Here is a 20,207-nt window from a genome sequence, read left to right on the forward strand (position 1 = left end):
CCTATTCCAGTCTACCCTGACAAGTTGTACGATGACCGACGAGCCCTAGACGCTCGAATTCCCGATACTTACAAAAACAAGGAAAAAACCCATGAAAAAAGCATCATTGCTGATCGGTTTCGTTTGCCTCTTCAGCGGCTACGTCGCAGCCGCCGCACCGGCCGAAAAAGAGGTGGCCGAAGCTGTAGACCACCTGACCCAGGCCATGCTTCACAAAGACATCCCCCAACTCCAGGCCCTTGCCGCCGAGAACCTGACCTACGGCCACTCCAGCGGCAATATCCAGGACAAAAAAGCCTTCATCGCCGACATCGAAACCGGCAAGAGCGCATTCAAGACCCTGGAAATGAAAAATCAGAAGATCACCCTTTCTGGCGACGTGGCCCTGGTACGCAACCACTTCTCCGCCCAGGCGCTCAAGGGCACCGAAGTGGTCCCGACCGAAATCGAAAACTTCCAGATTTGGCAAAAACAGAACGGCAAATGGCTGCTGATTGGTCGTCAGGCATTCCGGTTCTGATAAAAGGCTGGGCCGGGAATCTCTGCGGCAAACGCATCATTTGAGCTTACGGTGATCCATTGTGGCGAGGGGATTTATCCCCTCGCCACAGATCACAATCACCTCAAGTCGCGGCCCACTGCTCCCGGTACTGCAACAGAAAATCCACAAACGCCCGCACCCGCTGCGGCACGTACCGGCCATGGGGATACAGCAACGTGAACGGGCGCGAACGCCCCGCGAACGGTGTCAGCACTTCCACCAATTGCCCGTCCGCCAACTCTGTTTCAACGATGAATCGATAGGTCTGGAACAGCCCGGCGCCATGCTTGGCCAGCGTTACCCCGCCCAACACGTCGTCGGAACAGCAATACCCACCCTGCCCGAACACTTCCTTCTCCTTGCCCTCGACGTTGAACAACCAAGAGATACGACGACCACTGCTGGGCAGCTCGAATTGGATGCACTCGTGCAATTGCAGGTCTTCCAGCGTTTGCGGCGTGCCTACCCTGCGCAAGTAATCCGGGGACGCGACCACCGCCAGTTTCGCGTCTTCCAGCAACCGGGCGATCATCGAGGAGTCCGGCTGGGCCCGAACACGGATGGCGAGGTCATAACCTTCGGCGACAAAATCGATGTTGCGGTTGCTCAAGTGGACATCAACGGTGACTTGCGGGTATTGCGCGCGAAACGCCGGCAGCAGTGGCAGGATGCGGTGATGGCCGTAAGTCGTCGGCACGCTGATGCGCAGTTGCCCGGATGGCACGGATTGCGCCCCCATGACTTCCTGTTGCGCCTCGACCAATTGCGTCAATGCCTGACGGCATTGCTCGAAAAAAGTCCTGCCGGCGTCAGTCAGGCGGATGCTGCGGGTGGTGCGCACAAACAGGCGCGAACCCAGACGCTCTTCCAACCGAAAAATCGAGCGGCTCACCGCCGCTGGTGTCACGCCCGCCACCTGCGCCGCCGCCGTGAAACTGCCCGCCTCCGCCGCCAGACAGAAAAGCTCAATGCTGCCCAACTGCAAGTCTTCGAAGTGCCGCTTCATGATTCATTACACCGCGTATCAACTGAAGATTCCCGATGCCTGTTTATCAGGCCGTGGCGTATAAATACAGTGGTCCCTCGATTGCGCTGGATCTTCCCGCGCCTATTCTCGTCAACTGGAGTGCAGCATGCCTTTCGTCAATGTACGTATCACCCGCGACGGCGTTACCCGCGAACAGAAAGCCCAGGTGATTAGCGAAATCACCGAAACCCTGCAGCGTGTGTTGGGCAAGGACCCGCACCTGACCCATATCGTGATCGAGGAAGTCGACACCGATAACTGGGGTTATGCCGGCATGACGACGACGGAGTATCGAAGTAAACCCAAGGAGTAAGGCTTCGCCCTACCGAGCCCGGTCCGAATGACCGGGCTTTTTTCTGCCCTTGATAACCCTGTGGGAGCGAGCCTGCTCGCGAAGGCGGTGTAACAGGCACACCTGCATTGACTGCTCTATCGAATTCGCGAGCAGGCTCGCTCCCACAGGTAATGACGCAGGTTCCAACGATTGATTACACCAAGTATCAACTCAAGTACCAGAACCCCCATTTATCAAACCCAAGCGCATCAATACCCTGAACACAACCAACGCCCAGACAGGCGCAGCGGTTCCTACTCAACGTGATCAGGAGTCAACATCATGAGCAATCAGAAAACCGTCATCATCACCGGCGCGTCCAGCGGCATTGGCCTTGGCTTGGTCAAGGCGTTCCTGGCTCGCGGCTATAACGTAGTGGGCAATGCCCGTTCCCAGTCGGGCCTGGACGATGCGGCCGGCCAGTTGGGCCATCCAGCGAGCTTCATCGGCGTGGCCGGAGACATTGCCGATCCGGCGACCTCTACCGCCCTTGTCGGCAAAGCCATCGCGGCGTTTGGCGCGGTTGATGGGCTGGTCAACAACGCCGGTTTTTTCCTGCCCAAACCCTTTGTCGAATACAGCCCGCAGGACCTGGAATCGCTGCTGGACACCAATCTCAAAGGGCTCGTCTACGCCAGCCAGGCCGCAGCCGCGCACATGATCGATCGCCAGCAGGGTTTCATCATCAACATTTCCGCCTCGGTGGCCTTGCAACCGAACATCCAGGTGCCGGCGGCACTGCCAGTGTTGATCAAGGGCGGCGTCAACCAGATGACCCGCGCCCTGGCCCTGGAGTTGTCGCCTTTCAACATCAAGGTCAACGCCGTGGCGCCCGGTATCATCGACACGCCGATGCATGACCCGGCGCACCGCGACTTCCTCAACAACCTGGCGCCGGCCGGTCGGGTGGGCACCATCGAAGAGATCGCCGAAGCCGTGTTGTACCTGGCGGGTGCCGACTTCACGACTGGCGCGGTCCTGCCGGTGGACGGCGGCATGAGCACCGGCAAATGGTGAAAAACAAAAACCCCGAAGGCAGAAACCTTCGGGGTTTTTCTTTAGCTCGAACCTACAGCGTGTAAGAGATGCCCGCCTGCACCGTCCGCGGTGCGCCCGGATAGGCGTAGACGCCACCAAACGCGCCCTCTTCGTAATCGGCGTCGAACAGGTTCTTCAGGTCCAGGTTGAGGCGAATGCGCTCGTTGACCTTGTAGTAGCCGAGCAGGTCGACCACCGTGTAGTCGTCCATGGTGAAGGTGGTGGCGGCGGTGTTGCCGGCCCGCTCATCCACATACCTGGCGCCCAGGCCCAGGCCTAACCCCTTCAAGCCACCGTCCTGGAATTCATAGACGTTCAACAGGCTGACGGTGTTTTTCGGTACGTTGAGCAGGCGAGTACCGGTGGGGATGTTCTCGTCCTTGGTCACTTCGGCGTCCACATAGGCGTAGCCGCCGATGACGCGCCACTCCGGTGTCAGGTTGCCCGCCACGTTCAAGTCGAAACCACGGCTGCGCACTTCGCCAGCGGCGACGTTGAAGGTCGAATCCAGCGGATCGGGCGTCTGCACGTTGCGTTTTTCGATCTGATAGACCGCCGCATCGACGCTCAACTGGCGATCCAGCGCTTCCCACTTAACGCCCATTTCATAGGACTTACCCTCTTCCGGCTTGAACCCGCCACCCTCGCGGCTCGCGCCGTTGTTGGGTTTGAACGAGCGCGCGGTGTTGGCATAGACCGCCACCGTGTCGGTCAGGTCATAGATCACGCCTAGGCGTGGGGTGACTGCATTGTCGGTAACCTCCCAGTTGCGGCTGCCGGGGCGTGCTTGGGGCACAAAGCTTTCATACTCATGCTCAAACCGCTCGAAACGCGCCCCCGCCAGCACCTTCAGCCGCTCGGTCAGCGCCACCTGGTCCTGGACAAACACGCCGAAGGTCTTGAGATTTTCCTGGTCGTCGGTTGGGGTGCGGGTCAAGGCCGGGCGCGGCTGGCCATAGACCGGATCGAAGATGTCGATCGGGTACGCGCCAGAACCACCGGCGGAACGCTGGATGATGGATTCGTAGCTGTAGTCTTCGTATTCAACACCCGTCAGCAGCGTATGTTCAAACCCTCCCGTGGAGAAGTGCCCGGTGAGGTTGAGCTGGGTATCGCGGTCGGTCCATTCCAGCTTGCGGTAGTTGAAGTTGCGCCCCAGGGTGCGCCCATCGGCGGCGATGCCGTTGCCTTCGACAGCGTTGCCCTGCAACGTGCCGTCGAGCCACTGGGTGCCACCGGCCAGGATCCAGTCGTCGTTGAGCATGTGCTCGAAACGCACCTGCAGCATGTTGTTGTCGTTGTGCAACTTGCCGACGTCTTTTTCGCCGAAGAAAGTATCGCGGGACGCGGTGCCACGCTGGCCTGCGTAGTGCGTCAGGCCACGGTCCAGCGGCGCATTGTTGCGCATGAAGTCGCCTTCGAAGGTCAGGCGCGTGGTGTCGTTGACCTGCCAAGTGACCACAGGGGCGATGCCATAACGTTCGGTCTCGACATGATCGCGGAACGTATCGCCGCCCTCGCCCACCACATTCAAGCGATAAGCCAGGCGGCCTTCGTCATCCAACGGGCCGGACGCATCCAAGGTGCCGCGACGCATTCCCTGATCGCTGATCTGACTGCCCAGGGTCACCGTGCGCTCGGCCAATGGTTGCTTGGACACTACGTTGAAGGTGCCGCCGGGATCGCCACGCCCATACAGCATGGACGCCGGCCCACGCAGCACTTCCAGACGCTCGATGGTGTTGGCATCCGGCATGTTCGGGTAACCCCGATTGATCGGGAAGCCGTTGCGGTAGAACTCGCCCGTGGTAAAACCACGCACGGTAAACGTGGTCAGGCCCTGGCCGCCGAAATTGTTCCCCCTGCCGACGCCGCCAGCGTAATCGAGGGCATCTTGCAGGCGCGTGGCGCTGAGGTCTTCGACCACATCGCGGGACACGACAGAAATAGACTGCGGGGTTTCGTGGATAGCGGTGTCGGTACGCGTGGCGCTGGCGGAACGGGTGGCGTGGTAGCCCTTTACCGGGCCTTGTGCAGTCTCGAAGTCCGAGGTGCCGACAATGTCGGTGGCTTGCAACTCCAGCGGCGCCTTGTCCGTGGAAACGGGCTCTTCTGCCCAGGAGGAGATGGAATAAGCTTGGAGCACACACAGTGAAACGAGTATCCGACGCATCGACACACAATCCTAATGAAAGACGCCGCCTCAAGGGCGACAAGAATGTGTCGCGAAAGATACAGCAACTCATTCCTATTTGACATCTATTCCCATTAGTACCCCCGTTCCAGCTGTGGAAACTTGTCGAATTTGCCTGAGAAACGACTGGGCCCGGGCATCCTGGGTGAACGCAACGTTCAGCCGCAACCAGTCGCAGGCACCCCCCTCTGGCAGGAACGACGACCCTTGGGACAACTGGACCTGCAGCTGCTTGGCTATCTGTCGCACCCGCTCGGCCGGCACAAGACGAGGCCGCGCCCACACGAACAGCCCGCCACTGGGCTCGGCAAACACTTCCCAGTGCGTCGGGTCAAGCTGACGCAACGTGCTCGCCATCTGCTTGTTCAGGCGCCCGCGAAGGCGCTGGATCAGCTTGCGATACGCCCCGTTCGCCAACAGCGTCGCCACGACGTTTTCCGTCAGCAATGAACAACCAATACCGGTCACCATCTTGACCTGCGCCAGGCGCTGGATGGTTTCAGGCTGGGCGACGACGTAACCGATGCGCAACGAGCTGGACAAGGTCTTGGAAAAACTCGCCAGGTAGATCACCCGGTCCAGGGCATCGAGGGAGGCCAGGCGCGACGTCGGGCCGTTCTGGAAATCGGCGTAGATATCATCCTCGATGAGGCGAAAGTCGTGCAGCGTCGCCAGTTGCAACAGGCGATAGGCCACGCTCGGCGCCAGGCTGGTGCCGGTGGGGTTCTGGTACATGCTGTTGATGAAGAAATACGTGGGCTTGTGCGCTTCGAGCAACTGCTCCAGCCGGGCGATATCCGGACCATGGGCGGTTCTCGGCACCGCCAGGGTCCTGACTCCATGCAGCTTCAGCAGGTTGAACAGGTTGTAATAGCCAGGGCTCTCCACCAACACCAGGTCACCGGGCTTGAGCAGCGTGCGCACCAACAGGTCCAAGCCATGGCTGGCGCCTTGGGTAGTGATGATCTGGCGAGGATCGACGTGAATGTCGATCAGGCCCAGGCGCTTCTGGATTTGCAGGCGCAGATCAGCCGAGCCCAACGGCGTGCTGTAATTGAACAGCGCCTTATTGTCACTGCGCACCACCTGCCGGATCGCCTGGCCCAGGTCGGTGTCATCGCGCCACGCGTCCGGCAGCCAGCCGCAACCCAGCTTGAGCTGGGTCGATTCGTTGTCGAACAGCGGCCAGGATATCGCCTCATCCTCGATCTGCGCCGCCAGCGCCTGGGGTAACTGCTGGGCCACGAAAAAACCCGAACCATGCCGCGATTCCAATACGCCGCTGGCGACCAGTTGGTCATATGCCTTGATCACGCTCGACAGGCTCAAGCCGTTTTCCGTCGCCAACTGGCGGATCGAAGGCATTCGCGCACCGGGGCGGATGCCATGGGTATCGATCCACGCGGTTAGGCTGGCAACCAGTTGCCGGATCACGCTTCCCCTGGCGTTGCGATCGATGTTCAGGTCCATGGCGCGGCGTCTCGGCTAAGTGTTCTTGAATTTCGAGCAAACAGTTAAACATAAAAGCCCCCCGTCTGTTCCTTGTTTGCCTGCTGTCCGGCGGTGATAGTCCGCCCAGGCTCACACTTTTGCAGGATCTCTCTTGGACGCACAGCAACGACATTCATGGGGCCTGGCCTTTGGTCTGTGCCTGATCACCCTGGCGGTCAACCTGCAGGCGCCGCTGTACACCACCTATGCGCAGCTTTCGGGTTATGGCGCAGGCGCCACGGCGGTGGCGTTTTCCGGTTATGTGCTCGGCGTGTTGCCCGTGCTGCTGGCGTTCGGCGGACTGGCCGACCGGATGGGCCGCAAACCGTTGATCCTGGTGGCGCTTGGCCTGTCGATGCTGGCAACGGTCATCACCTCGATCTGGCCCAACCTGACGGCGCTGGGCGTGGCGCGCCTGATGATGGGCGTCGGCACCGGGTTGGCCTCGGCGACTTCCACGGCCTATATGGTGGAATTGATGCCGACCGGCGATGCCCGGTCGCCGGCCAACCGGGTCACCGCCAGCACCTCCCTGGGTTTTGGATTGGGCGCGGCGTTGACCAGCCTTTTCCTGTTCGTCCATCACAGCGTTACGCCAGGCAGTTTCTGGGTGCAGTTGGCGTTGGCCGCCCTGGCGATCGTCGTGGTCGCGCGACTGCCGGACCCAGCCCCGAAAATCAGGCACGCGCCGCTGTTGCGCCTGCCGTTGTTCCCTGCTGGCAGCCTGCCCTACAGCTTCTCCATGCTGCTGGCCTGGGCCACTTCCGGGCTGGTGATCGCCATCCTGCCTTCGGTGCTCGCGGCCCATGACTTGCAGCGATGGTCCGGCCTGTCGACCTTCACCGTGATCAGTTGCGGGCTGATCTTCCAGCCTTGGGTGAAACGCATGCAGCCGGCCAGGGCCACGGGATTGGGGCTGCTCGTCTTGCCTTTGAGCTATGCGCTGCTCGCCTGGGGCGCGAGCCAGGGTTCGCTGGCCGCCGTGCTGCTCGGCGCACTGGGGGCCAGCAGTGCGTGCTATGGCTTTCTTTACCTCGGCGGACTGTCGGCGATCACGGCCATGGCCGGTACGCAAAAAGCCCGAGTCAGCGCCGGTTTCTTCCTCTTCGCCTATGTCGGGTTCAGCATTCCGGTCGTGGTGACGGGTTGGATGGCTGACCATTTCGGCGCTGATGTCGCGTTGACGGTGTTTGGCCTGGCGTTGCTGGCAGGCGCAACGATCACCGGGTTGCGCATCGTCCGGACGCAGGCTTTCATCACCCAACCCTCCCACGGCTGAACAACCCCCTCGCCACAATGGCCAACGTCGCTCGACATCACGGCAGGCAGGTCGTATACCATATCCCCACCTCAGCCAAACGACCCTCGCCGTGACTTTATCCAAATTCAACCTGCCCGACCTGGGCAACACCCCGTCCACCTCGGAAATCATTACCCGCCACTTGCGCGACGCTATCGTGGCCGGGCTTTTCGCCGAGGACGAGCCGATTCGCCAGGACGACATCGCCCGGCAATTCAACGTCAGCAAGATCCCCGTGCGCGAAGCGCTCAAGCGCCTGGAGGCCGAGGGCCTGGTGATGTTCCAGCGCAATCGCGGGGCGATGGTTACGCGGATCTCCGAGGCGGAACTGGCGCAGATGTTCGAGGTGCGGATGTTGCTGGAGGACAAGGTGCTGCGCCTGGCGATTCCCAACATGACCGACGCGACCTTCGCCCGTGCCGAAAGCATCTGCCGGGAGTTCATCGGCGAGGACGACGTCGGCCGCTGGGCCGAGCTGAACTGGCAGTTGCACGCCTGCCTCTATGAACCGGCGCAACGGCCCTTCATGGTGAGCCTGATCCGCTCGGTCCACGACAAACTCGAACGTTACCTGCGCATGCAGATGAGCCTGTCGGCCGGTAAGGATCGCGCCGACCATGAGCACCGCGAAATCCTCGACGCCTGCCGCGCCGGTGACGTGGAGCGCGCGGTGAAACTGCTGGACCAACATATCGCCGGGGTCTGCAGGACGCTGTTCGAGTTCTTGCCCTCGAGCCGGTGATACCTTCGCGTTGTGCTGATTTCGTCACCGTCGCGAGATAAAACCATCAAGCCGCCACCCCCCGGCGCGCGCCACGCTTGTGTCCACTCATCTGAACGGACGTGGCGCCATGAAACGCATCACCGTGATCGACTCCCACACCGGCGGCGAACCGACCCGACTGGTGACCGATGGCTTCCCCGACCTGGGCCAGGGCAGCATGGCCGAACGCAGGCAGCGCCTGGCCGAGCAGCACGACGCCTGGCGCACCGCGTGCGTCCTGGAACCGCGCGGCAGCGATGTGCTGGTGGGCGCGTTGCTGTGCGAACCGGTGGACCCGAACGCCTGTGCCGGGGTGATCTTTTTCAATAACAGCGGCTACCTGGGCATGTGCGGCCACGGCACCATCGGCCTGGTGGCGTCATTGGCTCATCTGGGCCGGATCGGCCCGGGCGTGCACAGCATCGAGACACCGGTGGGCACGGTGCAGGCGACGTTGCACGAGGATCGCTCGGTCAGCGTGCGCAACGTGCCGGCCTACCGTTACCGCCAAGGGCTGCGCCTGGAGGTGCCGGGCATCGGGCCGGTGTCTGGCGATGTGGCGTGGGGCGGGAATTGGTTTTTCCTGATCGCCGACCACGGGCAACGCGTGGCGGGCGACAACCTGGACGCGCTGACCGCCTACACCTTCGCCGTGCAACAAGCCCTGGAGCAACAGGGGTTTCGCGGCGAGGACGGCGGGCTGATCGATCATATCGAGCTGTTCGCCGACGATCCCCAGGCCGACAGCCGCAATTTCGTGCTGTGCCCCGGCAAAGCCTATGACCGCTCTCCCTGCGGCACCGGCACCAGCGCCAAACTGGCGTGCCTGGCGGCCGACGGCAAACTGCAACCCGGGCAGATCTGGCGCCAGGCCAGCGTCATCGGCAGTGAATTCGAAGGGTCGTATGAACGTTCAGGCGAGCGCATCGTGCCGACCATTCGCGGCCGGGCCTATATCAGTGCTGAAAGCACCTTGCTCCTCGAGCCGGACGATCCGTTCGCTTGGGGCATTCGTCCGTGAGCCAAGGCCATGTCGCAGACGTGATCATCGTCGGCGCCGGCATCATCGGCGCCGCCTGCGCGCAAGCCTTGGCCCAGCGTGGTTTGAAGGTGCTGGTGCTGGACGCCGGTTGGCACGGCGCCACGGCGGCCGGCATGGGCCACTTGCTGGTACTCGATGACAACCCGGCGGAGCTGGCCTTGAGCCAATACTCTCTGCGACGCTGGCGCAAGATGGCTCCCGATCTTCCAGAACGCTGCGCCTGGCGCAACAACGGCACGTTGTGGCTGGCGGCCAACGTCGAAGAGATGGCCGTGGCCCACAGCAAATACATGAACCTGATGGCCCATGACGAAGCCTGTGAACTGATCGGCCGAGCCGCACTGCTCCAGCGCGAACCGGAACTGCGGCCCGGCCTGGAAGGTGGGCTGCTGATCAAGGGCGACGGCATTCTCTACGCACCCGCGGCCGCCCGCTGGATGCTCGATCACGCCAACATTCGCCATCAGCGGGCGCAAGTCAGCGAAGTGGACGGTCACCTCGTGCGCCTCGCAGGGGGCGGTTGGCTCAGCGCCGGCGCAGTCGTCCTCGCCAACGGCATCCAGGCCACCGACCTGTGCCCGGAGCTGCCGATCGAACCCAAGAAGGGGCACCTGTTGATCACCGACCGCTACCCCGCCACTGTCAGCCACACCTTGGTTGAGCTGGGTTACGTCACCAGCGCTCACAACGCCAGCGGACCGTCGGTGGCGTGCAACATCCAACCGCGCCCGACGGGACAACTGTTCATCGGCGCTTCGCGGCAGTTCGGCAATGTCGATCCAGAGGTGGAAGGCTGGATGCTGGCGAAAATGCTCAAGCGTGCCGTGGACTACATGCCTGGCCTGGCGCACCTCAACGGTATCCGCGCCTGGACGGGCTTTCGCGCGGCGACCCCCGACGGCTTGCCACTGGTGGGCCAACATCCGCAGCGCAAGGACCTATGGCTGGCGGTGGGTCATGAAGGGCTCGGCGTTACGACCGCGCCGGCGACGGCCGACTTGCTGGTCGCCCAGCTATTCAACGAAACCGCGCCGCTGGCCGCGCAACCTTACCTGCCGCAACGTTTCCTGGGAGAAGCGGTCCATGCCTGAGTTATTCCTCGATGGCCGCCCGCTCTCGGTGGCCGATGGCACCAGCGTCGCGGCGGCATTGGCGTTGGGTGCTGACGGTTGCAGTCGCACTTCGGTCAGCGGCCAACGCCGGGCCCCCTTGTGTGGCATGGGCATCTGCCAGGAATGCCGGGTGATGATCGACGGCCGCCGGCGCCTGGCGTGCCAGACGCTGTGCCGCGACGGCATGCGCGTGGACACCCGACCATGACCGAACTCGCCGACATCCTCATCATCGGCGCCGGCCCCGCCGGCATGGCCGCTGCGCTGGCCGCGGCACGCAGCGGGGCGCGCATCGTGCTGCTGGACGACAACCCGAGCCCTGGCGGACAGATCTGGCGCGACGGTCCCCAGGCCAGCCTGCCTGCCCAGGCGTGTCGGATGCGTGATCGTCTGAACGCCTGCACTAATGTGTACTGCCACGCCGGCACCCGGGTCATTGCCTGCGCGGGCGAGAAGACGCTGTTGGTGGAAAACGCCGAGCAGGGATGGCTGATCCGCTACGAGCGGCTGATTCTTTGCACGGGCGCGCGGGAACTGCTGCTGCCCTTCCCTGGCTGGACACTGCCCGGCGTCACCGGTGCCGGTGGCTTGCAGGCACTGATCAAGGGCGGCCTGCCGGTGCGCGGCGAACGCCTGGTGATTGCCGGCAGCGGCCCGTTGTTGTTGGCCAGCGCGGCGACGGCCAGGCATCACGGGGCGCAAATATTGCGCATCGCCGAACAAGCCAGCGGTGCCGCCGTTACAGGTTTCGCCATGCAATTGCCGCGCTGGCCGGGCAAGTTGACGCAGGCGTTCAGCCTGTTCGATTCCCACTACCGCGTCGGCACGCATGTGCTGGAAGCCCTGGGACGGGACAAGCTCGAAGGCGTGCGCCTGCAACAGCGGGGCAAGACTGTGGAACTGGCGTGCGACCGGTTGGCCTGCGGATTCGGCCTGATTCCCAATACCCAGCTGGGTCAGGCGTTGGGCTGCGAGCTGGCTGGACAAGCCCTGGCGGTCGACGCCTGGCAGGCCACCACGCGCCGTGATCATTACGCCGCTGGTGAGTGCACCGGTTTCGGTGGCAGCGAACTGGCCCTGGTGGAAGGCGCCATCGCCGGTCACGTCGCCGCCGACGACACCTCGGCAGCCGAACGCCTCTGGCCTCGCCGGGCGCGATGGCAGGGCTTTGCCCTGGCGTTGAACAAGGCTTTTGCCCTAAATGCTCGTTTGAAAGGCCTGGCCCGGGGCGACACCTTGGTGTGTCGCTGCGAAGACGTGGCCTATGCAGAACTGAGCAGCCATGCCGACTGGCGCGAAGCAAAACTTGCCAGCCGCTGCGGGATGGGCGCCTGCCAGGGTAGGGTTTGCGGCGCGGCGCTGGAGCATCTGTTTGGCTGGGCGCCGCCGGCTCCTCGTCCACCGTTCAGTCCGGCACGGGTTGAGACGTTGCTTAATCTGGCAGATGAGTGAGCCACGCGTACGGCGTGACAAGCACCTCATTTCGATCAAAACTCCACGTCTGACAAAACGACGAAGCCGCCCATGTACCCCTCGCTGACGACCTTCACTCCCTGCGACTTCGACACCCTGCTGGGCAGTCTGCTGCCCATCGCGCCGTTGCTCGATACCCTCTCGGACACGGTGTTTTTCATCAAGGACACCCAAGCCCGCTACGCATTCGTCAACCAGACCCTGGCCCGGCGTTGCGGCTTCAAGCAATGCAACGACCTGCTCGGTCTGACTGCTGAGCAAGTGTTCCCGGAGCGCTTCGGCCCGCTGTACACCGAACAGGATCGACGGGTGCTGGCCAGCGGACGGGAGCTGGCCGACCAGCTCGAATTGCACCTCTATTACGGCAACCAACCGGTGTGGTGCCTGACCCACAAGCTTGCCTTGCGCGAACCTGAGGGCGGGATCGTCGGCCTGGCCGGGATTTCCCGTGACTTGCAGTCGCCGCAATCGAGCCATCCGGCGTACCAACAACTGGCGGCCGTGGACGCGCATATCAAGCAGCACTTCGCCCGCCCCATCAGCCTGGCGGAACTCACTGCCATCGCCGGGTTGTCGGTGGCGCAGCTGGAACGACACTGCAAGCGCATCTTCCAGATCACGCCTCGGCAGATGATCCACAAGGCGCGCCTGGGAGAGGCCTCGCGATTGTTACTGGAACACGATCTGCCCATTACCGAGATCGCCCTGCGCTGTGGTTATACCGATCACAGTGCCTTTAGTCGCCAGTTCCGCGCGCTGACGAGCCTTTCGCCCAGCCAGTACCGGGACAACCAGCGTTGAGCCTGTTCCTTTAGGGGGCGTAAACCCACCCCACTGCTCCCATCTGTAACACTTCACTTTCACCTGCGCGCCCGGTGCCTGGCCAGCCGGACCACCATAATCTGTTGGTTATCAAAGCATTACTAAAAACACAGGAATAAGACCCGATCAGGCACGTCGATTGCTTCTCTAATATCGTATACGAAATCCTCAATACGATATTTCACCGCATTTATTCGACAGCGAGGCATTTATGAAAAACCCTGCATTGGCCGTAGCCCTTGGCGTTGTCCTCTTTCCCCTGCTTGCCCTACCCGCCCATGCCGACAAGCTCGACGACATCATCGGCTCGGGCAAGCTGCGTTGCGCGGTGACACTGGACTTCCCACCCATGGGTTTTCGCGATGAAAGTAACAAACCGGCGGGCTTCGACGTGGATTACTGCCACGACCTGGCGAAGGTCCTCGGCGTCGACGCCGAAGTGGTGGAAACGCCATTCTCCGACCGCATCCCCGCGCTGCTTTCGGGCCGCGCCGATGTCATTGTCGCTTCCACTTCCGACACCCTGGAGCGGGCCAAGACCGTTGGCCTGACCGTGCCCTACTTTGCCTTCCAGATGGTGGTGCTGACCCGCGACGACACCGGTATCAACAGCTACGCCGACCTCAAGGGCAAGAAACTCGGAAACACCAGCAGCACTTACGAAGCCATCGCCCTGGAGAAAGACCAGAAGAGTTGGGGCAGCGGCAGTTTCCGCGCCTACCAGTCGCAGAACGACACATTGCTGGCCGTCGCCCAGGGGCACATCGACGCCACCGTCGTGACCAACACCGTGGCCGCCGCGACCATCAAGTCGGGCAAGTACAAGGGCCTGAAGATCGCCGGCGATGCTCCCTATGTCATCGACTACGTGTCCCTCGGCGCCAAGCGCAGCGAGTACGGCTTGCTCAACTACCTCAACCTGTTCGTCAACCAGCAAGTGCGCACGGGCCGCTACAAGGAGCTGTTCGTCAAATGGGTCGGCACCGAGATCCCGCCGGCCAACCTGACCGTGCCCCAGGTGTACTACTGAGGATCGCGGCATGCCAAGCACGCCTATCCGCTTGCACGGCCGCAGCCTGGTGGAGGGTGCCGCCCAGGGCACCCTGTTGTTCGCCGACGTTGGCCTGAGCTTCTGGGGCGGGGTCGATCCCATTACGGGCGAAATCATCGACCGGCATCATCCTCTGAGTGGCGAACGCCTGGGCGGCCGCGTGCTGGCGATTCCCAGCGGGCGGGGTTCCTGCACCGGCAGCAGCGTGTTGATGGAGCTCATCAGCAACGGCCACGCACCGGCCGCCCTGGTACTGGCCGAAGTCGACGAGATCCTGGCCCTTGGAGTACTCGTGGCCGAGGTGATTTTCCAGCGCTCGCTGCCGGTGTTGTGCATCGGCCACGAGGCGTTCGCTGGCTTGCGCGGCCAAGGATTCGTGCGCGTCGAGGGCAACCGCCTGACGTTGTCCGGCCGACGGCCCAACGATCAATGGCACGGGACGGATATGGCCCCGCAGCCGTCCATGCCGTTCACCGTCCGGTTGAACGAGCGGGATCGGGCAATGCTCGACGGCGCGCACGGCAAGGCAGCCCAAGTAGCGATGCAAATCGTCCTGCGGATGGCCGAGATCCAGGGCGCCGACCAACTGCTGGACATCACCCAGGCGCACATCGACGGCTGTATCTATACCGGCCCGGCCAGCCTGCGTTTTGCCGAACAACTGGTGCAGTGGGGGGCGAAAGTGAGTGTGCCCACGACCCTCAATTCGATCTCCGTGGACCAGCGCCGCTGGCGGGAACTGGGCGTCGACCCTGCGCTGGGCGAACCGGCCAGCGCCTTGGGTGATGCTTACATGGCCATGGGCGCGCAATTGAGCTTCACCTGTGCGCCCTACTTGCTGGACACCGCGCCCGTGGCCGGCGAACAGATTGTCTGGGCCGAGTCCAACGCGGTGGTCTACGCCAACAGCGTGCTCGGCGCCCGCACGCAGAAGTACCCGGACTTTCTCGACATCTGCATCGCCCTGTGCGGTCGCGCGCCGCTGGCCGGATGTCATCTCGATGGGCCGCGAAAGGCCGGGCTGATCGTCGAAGTGACAAGGCCCGACCCGATGGACGACAGTTTTTATCCGCTGCTGGGCTATCACATCGGCGGCCTGACGGGACGACGTGTCCCGCTGATACGGGGCCTGGAAGACGCCGCGCCCACCCGGGATGATTTGAAGGCGTTTGGCGCCGCGTTCGCGACCACCAGCGCCGCGCCACTGTTCCACATCGCCGGGATAACGCCCGAGGCCATGGACGCAACCAATGTGCTGGACTGCGACGCTGTGTTACCGGTGGAAACCGTCAACGCTGCCGGACTGCTTGTCAGCTGGCGCGAGCTCAACAGTGCCCGGCATCGCCACGTGGATGTGATTTCCCTGGGCAATCCACATTTCTCCCTCAGCGAATTCGCCGCCCTGGCACACCTGTGTTCGGGCCGGAACAAACACCCCGGCGTGGTGCTGGCGATCACCTGTGGCCGTGCCGTACTGGAACAGGCCCGCCAAGCAGGTTACCTGGACGCGATCCGGGCCTTCGGGGCGACGCTGGTCACTGACACCTGTTGGTGCATGTTGGGCGAGCCGGTGATCCCGCCGACCGCCACCACCCTGATGACCAATTCCGGAAAATACGCGCACTACGCGCCGGGCCTGGTGGGGCGCGGCGTGCATTTTGCCGGTCTGGCCGATTGCATCGAGGCGGCCTGCACCGCCACCGCCAGCGATCAGCCGCCACAGTGGTTGCAACCTTCCGCACCCAAGGGGACTCCGAGCCATGTTTGACTACAGCTTCCAGTGGCGCCCCGCCTTACGCGCCCTGCCCGATATGCTTGCCGGCGCCTGGGTGACCTTCGAGACCGCCGCGTTGTCGATGATTTTCGGCGTGCTGATCGCCCTCGTCCTGACGGTGATGCGCCAGGCACGCCATCCGCTGTTGCGCGGTGTCGGCAATGGTTGGGTGTCGATCGCCCGCAACACACCCTCCTTGTTCCAGATCTACATCCTCTACTTTGGCCTCGGCTCCCTCGGGCTGCACGTCAGTTCGTGGTTTGCGTTGCTGGCGGGTATCACCTTCAACAACGCCGGCTACCTGGCGGAAAATTTTCGCGGCGGCCTCAAGGCCGTACCGGGCACGCAGATGCGCGCCGCCCGTTCCCTGGGCATGAGCGCGTTCCAGGCCTACCGGATGATCATCGTCCCGCAACTGTTGCGCATCGTTTTCTACCCGCTGACCAATCAGATGGTCTGGGCGGTGTTGATGACGTCCCTGGGTGTGGTGGTCGGTTTGAATAACGACCTCACGGGGGTGACCCAGGAATACAACGTCAAGACGTTCCGCACCTTCGAATATTTCGCCCTCGCGGCGGTGCTCTATTACCTGATCGCCAAGTTGATCGTCGGGTTGGCCCGGCTGTTGTCCTGGCGCCTGTTTCGTTATTGAGGGCGGGACATGTTCTCTACAAGCCTTACCGTCAACGACGTGTTGTATCTGCTCGAAGGTGCCTGGGTCACGGTGCAATTGACCGTCTGGTCGATCCTGCTGGGCACCGTGGCCGGGTTGTTGTTCGGCCTGTTGCGGGCGCTGTTGCCCAGGGTCAGCCTGCCATTGGCCTGGGTACTCGATGCGTTTCGCAGCGTGCCACTGCTGATCCAGTTCGTGCTGTTCAATTCCCTCAAGAGCATCGTCGGCCTGGACCTCAGCGCCTTCGCCGTCGGTTGCATCGTGCTGGGGGTCTACGCCGCCGCGTACTTCACCGAGATTGTCCGCGGTGGCGTGCTGGCGGTACCGACGAGCACCCGGCGGGCCAGCCGATCCCTGGGGCTCACGTACTGGCAGGACCTGCGCTTCATCGTCCTGCCGATTGCCACGCGGGTGGCGTTTCCCGGCTGGTTGAACCTGGTGCTGGGGGTGATGAAAGACACCGCGCTGGTGATGTGGATCGGCATCGTCGAACTGCTGCGGGCTTCGCAAACCATCGTCACGCGTATTCAGGAACCCCTGCTGGTGCTGTGCATCGCGGGCCTCATTTATTACCTCATGAGCCTGGTGGTCGCCCGCCTCGGCGCTCGCCTGGAAAGAAGGTGGCAAGAAAATGATTGAGATCGAAAACGTGCATAAATCCTTCGGCAACCTGGAAGTCGTCAAGGGTGTCAGCCTGACGGTAGACAAGGGCGAAGTCGTGTCGATCATCGGTGGCTCCGGTTCCGGTAAATCGACCCTGCTGATGTGCATCAATGGCCTGGAGCCGATCCAGAAAGGCAGCATCCGCGTGGACGGCGTCTCGGTACACGACAGCGCCACCGACCTCAACCGCCTCCGGCAGAAGATCGGCATCGTTTTCCAGCAGTGGAACGCCTTTCCCCACCTGACCGTGCTGGAAAACGTGATGCTCGCGCCGCGCAAGGTGCTGGGCAAGACCAAGCAGGACGCCGAGGCGCTGGCGGTCAAACAGCTTGAGCACGTGGGCCTGGGGGACAAGCTCAAGGCCTTTCCCGGAAAGCTCTCCGGCGGCCAGCAGCAGCGCATGGCAATCGCCCGTGCCTTGGCGATGTCGCCGGACTACATGCTGTTCGACGAAGCCACCTCGGCCCTCGACCCGCAACTGGTCGGTGAGGTGCTGGACACCATGCGCATGCTGGCCGAAGACGGCATGACCATGGTGCTGGTGACCCACGAGATCCGCTTCGCCCGGGACGTATCCGACCGCGTGGCGTTCTTCTGCAATGGGCGAGTCCATGAGATCGGCCCGCCGGAGCAGGTGATCGGCAATCCGGTGCAGCCGGAGACGGCGGCGTTCCTCAAATCGGTGAAATAGCGGATGGCCTATCGCAAGCAGGCTCGCTCCCACACGGGTTTTGTGTAGGCCGCAATGACCTGCTAACCACCACAGAACCCTGTGGGAGCGAGCTTGCTCCGGGCGGCGATCCGACGATGAGGCCCCACCAGACAACACAAGGATCTGACCCATGCGCTCATCCAGAATCATCCACATAGTCAGCTGCCACGCCGAAGGCGAAGTCGGCGATGTGATCGTCGGCGGTGTCGCGCCGCCACCCGGCGCCACGGTCTGGGAACAATCACGCTGGATCGCCCAGGACCAGACCCTGCGCAACTTCGTCCTCAACGAGCCTCGTGGCGGGGTGTTCCGCCACGTCAACCTGCTGGTGCCGGCCAAGGACCCGCGGGCGCAGATGGCCTGGATCATCATGGAACCGGCCGACACCCCACCCATGTCCGGCTCCAATTCGTTGTGCGTCGCCACCGTGCTGCTGGACAGCGGCATCCTGCCGATGACCGAACCCCGGACGCGCTTGGTCCTGGAGGCACCGGGCGGCTTGATCGAGGCCGTGGCCGACTGCCGCGACGGCAAGGTGCAACGGGTCGAGATCAAGAACGTGCCCTCCTTCGCTGACCGCCTCGATGCCTGGATCGAAGTCGAGGGCCTGGGAACATTGCAGGTGGACACCGCCTATGGCGGCGACAGCTTCGTCATCGTCGACGCCCAGCGCCTGGGCTTCGCCATTCGCCCCGACGAGGCCGCCGATCTGGTGACCGTGGGGCTGAAGATCACCCGGGCCGCCAACGAGCAGTTGGGCTTCGTACACCCCTTGAATCCCGATTGGTCGCACATTTCGTTCTGCCAGGTCGCCGCGCCCGTCGTCATGGAAAACGGCATCGCCACCGGCGCCAACGCCGTCGTCATCCAGCCCGGCAAGATCGACCGCTCGCCCACCGGCACCGGTTGCTCGGCCCGCATGGCGGTGCTGCACGCCAAAGGCCTGATGCAGGTGGGTGAACGGTTTATCGGCCGCTCGATCATCGGCTCCGAATTCCATTGCCGCATCGACTCACTGACCGACGTTGCCGGTCGCCCGGCGATCTACCCGTGCATCGCCGGGCGGGCGTGGATCACCGGAACCCACCAATTGCTGCTGGACCCGGCCGATCCGTGGCCGCAGGGCTACCGGCTCTCAGACACCTGGCCCGGCGCATGACTTTCATACCCACCCATAACCCTTGTGGCGAGGGAGCTTGCTCCCTCGCCACAGAGACACACCAAAAGGAGACACCCATGAGCCAACGCATCAACTGGAGCGGCGTATTCCCCGCCGTTACCACCCAATTCAACGATGACTTTTCCATCAACCTGGAAAAAACCCATCAGGTCATTTCCAACGTCATTCGCGATGGCGTATCCGGCCTCGTGGTCTGCGGGTCGGTGGGGGAAAACACTTCCCTGAGCGCGGAGGAAAAGATTGCCGTGACCGAAGTGGCGGTGGACGCTTCCGGGGGCCGAGTGCCGGTGATCTGCGGCGTAGCCGAGTTCACCAGCGTGCAGGCCGCCAAAGTCGCCAATGCGGTGCGCAAGGTCGGTGTCGACGGGGTGATGCTGATGCCCGCGTTGGTCTACGGCTCCAAGCCGTTCGAAACCGCCGAACATTTCCGCTACGTCGCCCGGCATGCCGACGTGCCGCTGATGGTCTACAACAACCCGCCTATCTACAAGAACGACGTCACCCCGGACATCCTGATTTCCCTGGCCGATTGCGACAACGTGGTGTGTTTCAAGGACTCGTCCGGCGACACCCGGCGTTTCATCGACGTGCGCAATGAAGTGGGCGATCGCTTCGTGCTGTTCGCCGGTCTCGATGATGTGGTGCTCGAAAGCCTCGCCGTAGGCGCGGAAGGTTGGGTCTCGGGCATGTCCAACGTGTTCCCCAAGGAAGGTGAAACGATCTTCCGGCTGGCCCGCGCCGGACGGTTCGCCGAAGCCATGCCGATCTACGAATGGCTGATGCCGATCCTGCACCTCGACGCCCGCGCCGACCTGGTCCAGTGCATCAAGCTCTGCGAAGCCATTGCCGGCCGAGGCAGCGCTCTCACCCGCCCACCGCGCCTGGCCCTGCCGGAAGCAGACCGGGTGTACGTGGAGCAGATCATGGCCACGGCCCTGGCCAATCGGCCGGTGTTGCCGGAGGTGGGGCTTTAAGCCGGGGCGCAGGCTCAGGCATGTGAGAAACCTGTGGGAGCGA

At 62.9% G+C, this 20,207-nt stretch carries 20 protein-coding genes; 17 read left to right on the forward strand and 3 right to left on the reverse strand.

The window, feature by feature from the left end; translation table 11 throughout:
• Window positions 1-91 precede the first annotated feature (91 nt).
• Complete coding sequence (locus tag J3P81_RS12935; protein ID WP_420763875.1) at window positions 92-520, forward strand: nuclear transport factor 2 family protein; 429 nt, start codon at window positions 92-94, stop codon at window positions 518-520.
• Window positions 521-623: 103 nt separating this feature from the next.
• On the opposite strand, the gene J3P81_RS12940 is transcribed toward J3P81_RS12935, so the two are convergent.
• Entirely contained in the window at window positions 624-1,547 is a 924-nt protein-coding gene (locus J3P81_RS12940) for a LysR substrate-binding domain-containing protein (RefSeq protein WP_434558908.1), read from the reverse strand.
• 127 nt (window positions 1,548-1,674) lie between these two features.
• Between J3P81_RS12940 and J3P81_RS12945 the strand changes: the two genes are divergently transcribed.
• Window positions 1,675-1,881 carry a tautomerase family protein gene (locus J3P81_RS12945; protein WP_030140737.1) on the forward strand — a complete coding sequence of 69 codons (207 nt, stop codon included), beginning with the start codon at window positions 1,675-1,677 and terminating at the stop codon, window positions 1,879-1,881.
• A gap of 303 nt (window positions 1,882-2,184) precedes the next feature.
• Complete coding sequence (locus J3P81_RS12950) at window positions 2,185-2,919, forward strand: SDR family NAD(P)-dependent oxidoreductase (RefSeq protein WP_434558910.1); 735 nt, start codon at window positions 2,185-2,187, stop codon at window positions 2,917-2,919.
• Between the two features lie 52 nt (window positions 2,920-2,971).
• On the opposite strand, the gene J3P81_RS12955 is transcribed toward J3P81_RS12950, so the two are convergent.
• Both J3P81_RS12955 and J3P81_RS12960 read right to left on the reverse strand, forming a co-directional pair.
• Window positions 2,972-5,113 (reverse strand): TonB-dependent siderophore receptor, encoded by a 2,142-nt coding sequence (locus tag J3P81_RS12955; protein WP_434558912.1) that lies wholly within the window; start codon window positions 5,111-5,113, stop codon window positions 2,972-2,974.
• A gap of 75 nt (window positions 5,114-5,188) precedes the next feature.
• Window positions 5,189-6,604 carry a PLP-dependent aminotransferase family protein gene (locus tag J3P81_RS12960; protein WP_434558914.1) on the reverse strand — a complete coding sequence of 472 codons (1,416 nt, stop codon included), beginning with the start codon at window positions 6,602-6,604 and terminating at the stop codon, window positions 5,189-5,191.
• Between the two features lie 133 nt (window positions 6,605-6,737).
• On the opposite strand from J3P81_RS12960, the gene J3P81_RS12965 reads away from it, so the two are divergent.
• The 14 genes from J3P81_RS12965 to J3P81_RS13030 all read left to right on the forward strand — a co-directional run bounded on the left by J3P81_RS12965 (window position 6,738) and on the right by J3P81_RS13030 (window position 20,164).
• Window positions 6,738-7,904 (forward strand): MFS transporter, encoded by a 1,167-nt coding sequence (locus J3P81_RS12965; protein WP_420763870.1) that lies wholly within the window; start codon window positions 6,738-6,740, stop codon window positions 7,902-7,904.
• Window positions 7,905-7,995: 91 nt separating this feature from the next.
• Complete coding sequence (locus J3P81_RS12970; RefSeq protein WP_434558916.1) at window positions 7,996-8,667, forward strand: GntR family transcriptional regulator; 672 nt, start codon at window positions 7,996-7,998, stop codon at window positions 8,665-8,667.
• A 109-nt stretch (window positions 8,668-8,776) separates the two neighbouring features.
• Entirely contained in the window at window positions 8,777-9,709 is a 933-nt protein-coding gene (locus J3P81_RS12975; RefSeq protein WP_434558918.1) for a 4-hydroxyproline epimerase, read from the forward strand.
• Window positions 9,706-10,821: an NAD(P)/FAD-dependent oxidoreductase gene (locus J3P81_RS12980; RefSeq protein WP_434558920.1), complete on the forward strand. Its 1,116-nt coding sequence runs from the start codon at window positions 9,706-9,708 to the stop codon at window positions 10,819-10,821. The genes J3P81_RS12975 and J3P81_RS12980 overlap by 4 nt, the downstream gene beginning before the upstream one ends.
• A complete protein-coding gene (locus tag J3P81_RS12985) occupies window positions 10,814-11,050 on the forward strand; it encodes a 2Fe-2S iron-sulfur cluster-binding protein (protein ID WP_420763865.1) in 237 nt (78 codons plus the stop codon). The genes J3P81_RS12980 and J3P81_RS12985 overlap by 8 nt, the downstream gene beginning before the upstream one ends.
• Complete coding sequence (locus J3P81_RS12990; RefSeq protein ID WP_434558922.1) at window positions 11,047-12,294, forward strand: FAD-dependent oxidoreductase; 1,248 nt, start codon at window positions 11,047-11,049, stop codon at window positions 12,292-12,294. Before J3P81_RS12985 ends, J3P81_RS12990 begins: the two co-directional genes overlap by 4 nt.
• A gap of 72 nt (window positions 12,295-12,366) precedes the next feature.
• Window positions 12,367-13,116 carry a helix-turn-helix domain-containing protein gene (locus J3P81_RS12995; RefSeq protein WP_434558924.1) on the forward strand — a complete coding sequence of 250 codons (750 nt, stop codon included), beginning with the start codon at window positions 12,367-12,369 and terminating at the stop codon, window positions 13,114-13,116.
• Between the two features lie 232 nt (window positions 13,117-13,348).
• Window positions 13,349-14,167 carry an ABC transporter substrate-binding protein gene (locus tag J3P81_RS13000; protein ID WP_420763862.1) on the forward strand — a complete coding sequence of 273 codons (819 nt, stop codon included), beginning with the start codon at window positions 13,349-13,351 and terminating at the stop codon, window positions 14,165-14,167.
• 10 nt (window positions 14,168-14,177) lie between these two features.
• Complete coding sequence (lhpI, locus tag J3P81_RS13005) at window positions 14,178-15,956, forward strand: cis-3-hydroxy-L-proline dehydratase (RefSeq protein WP_434558926.1); 1,779 nt, start codon at window positions 14,178-14,180, stop codon at window positions 15,954-15,956.
• Entirely contained in the window at window positions 15,949-16,614 is a 666-nt protein-coding gene (locus J3P81_RS13010) for an amino acid ABC transporter permease (RefSeq protein WP_434558928.1), read from the forward strand. Before lhpI ends, J3P81_RS13010 begins: the two co-directional genes overlap by 8 nt.
• Before the next feature lie 9 nt (window positions 16,615-16,623).
• Window positions 16,624-17,274 (forward strand): amino acid ABC transporter permease, encoded by a 651-nt coding sequence (locus J3P81_RS13015; protein WP_420763859.1) that lies wholly within the window; start codon window positions 16,624-16,626, stop codon window positions 17,272-17,274.
• Complete coding sequence (locus J3P81_RS13020) at window positions 17,267-17,989, forward strand: amino acid ABC transporter ATP-binding protein (protein ID WP_420763858.1); 723 nt, start codon at window positions 17,267-17,269, stop codon at window positions 17,987-17,989. Before J3P81_RS13015 ends, J3P81_RS13020 begins: the two co-directional genes overlap by 8 nt.
• A gap of 151 nt (window positions 17,990-18,140) precedes the next feature.
• The gene (locus tag J3P81_RS13025) at window positions 18,141-19,169 is read left to right on the forward strand and encodes a trans-3-hydroxy-L-proline dehydratase (RefSeq protein ID WP_434558930.1); all 1,029 of its coding nucleotides are present in this window, start codon (window positions 18,141-18,143) and stop codon (window positions 19,167-19,169) included.
• Window positions 19,170-19,246: 77 nt separating this feature from the next.
• Window positions 19,247-20,164 carry a dihydrodipicolinate synthase family protein gene (locus tag J3P81_RS13030; RefSeq protein WP_420763856.1) on the forward strand — a complete coding sequence of 306 codons (918 nt, stop codon included), beginning with the start codon at window positions 19,247-19,249 and terminating at the stop codon, window positions 20,162-20,164.
• Window positions 20,165-20,207: the final 43 nt, after the last annotated feature.

It is taken from the genome of Pseudomonas sp. R1-6 (genome assembly GCF_051132115.1).
Lineage (GTDB): Bacteria > Pseudomonadota > Gammaproteobacteria > Pseudomonadales > Pseudomonadaceae > Aquipseudomonas.

Excerpts from the sequence above, each read along its gene's own strand:
- J3P81_RS12935 (WP_420763875.1), top strand. The coding sequence starts at position 92 with ATGAAAAAAGCATCATTGCTGATCGGTTTCGTTTGCCTCTTCAGCGGC.
- J3P81_RS12940 (WP_434558908.1), bottom strand. The coding sequence starts at position 1,547 with ATGAAGCGGCACTTCGAAGACTTGCAGTTGGGCAGCATTGAGCTTTTC.
- J3P81_RS12945 (WP_030140737.1), top strand. The coding sequence starts at position 1,675 with ATGCCTTTCGTCAATGTACGTATCACCCGCGACGGCGTTACCCGCGAA.
- J3P81_RS12950 (WP_434558910.1), top strand. The coding sequence starts at position 2,185 with ATGAGCAATCAGAAAACCGTCATCATCACCGGCGCGTCCAGCGGCATT.
- J3P81_RS12955 (WP_434558912.1), bottom strand. The coding sequence starts at position 5,113 with ATGCGTCGGATACTCGTTTCACTGTGTGTGCTCCAAGCTTATTCCATC.
- J3P81_RS12960 (WP_434558914.1), bottom strand. The coding sequence starts at position 6,604 with ATGGACCTGAACATCGATCGCAACGCCAGGGGAAGCGTGATCCGGCAA.
- J3P81_RS12975 (WP_434558918.1), top strand. The coding sequence starts at position 8,777 with ATGAAACGCATCACCGTGATCGACTCCCACACCGGCGGCGAACCGACC.
- J3P81_RS12985 (WP_420763865.1), top strand. The coding sequence starts at position 10,814 with ATGCCTGAGTTATTCCTCGATGGCCGCCCGCTCTCGGTGGCCGATGGC.
- J3P81_RS12990 (WP_434558922.1), top strand. The coding sequence starts at position 11,047 with ATGACCGAACTCGCCGACATCCTCATCATCGGCGCCGGCCCCGCCGGC.
- J3P81_RS12995 (WP_434558924.1), top strand. The coding sequence starts at position 12,367 with ATGTACCCCTCGCTGACGACCTTCACTCCCTGCGACTTCGACACCCTG.
- J3P81_RS13000 (WP_420763862.1), top strand. The coding sequence starts at position 13,349 with ATGAAAAACCCTGCATTGGCCGTAGCCCTTGGCGTTGTCCTCTTTCCC.
- lhpI (WP_434558926.1), top strand. The coding sequence starts at position 14,178 with ATGCCAAGCACGCCTATCCGCTTGCACGGCCGCAGCCTGGTGGAGGGT.
- J3P81_RS13010 (WP_434558928.1), top strand. The coding sequence starts at position 15,949 with ATGTTTGACTACAGCTTCCAGTGGCGCCCCGCCTTACGCGCCCTGCCC.
- J3P81_RS13015 (WP_420763859.1), top strand. The coding sequence starts at position 16,624 with ATGTTCTCTACAAGCCTTACCGTCAACGACGTGTTGTATCTGCTCGAA.
- J3P81_RS13020 (WP_420763858.1), top strand. The coding sequence starts at position 17,267 with ATGATTGAGATCGAAAACGTGCATAAATCCTTCGGCAACCTGGAAGTC.
- J3P81_RS13025 (WP_434558930.1), top strand. The coding sequence starts at position 18,141 with ATGCGCTCATCCAGAATCATCCACATAGTCAGCTGCCACGCCGAAGGC.
- J3P81_RS13030 (WP_420763856.1), top strand. The coding sequence starts at position 19,247 with ATGAGCCAACGCATCAACTGGAGCGGCGTATTCCCCGCCGTTACCACC.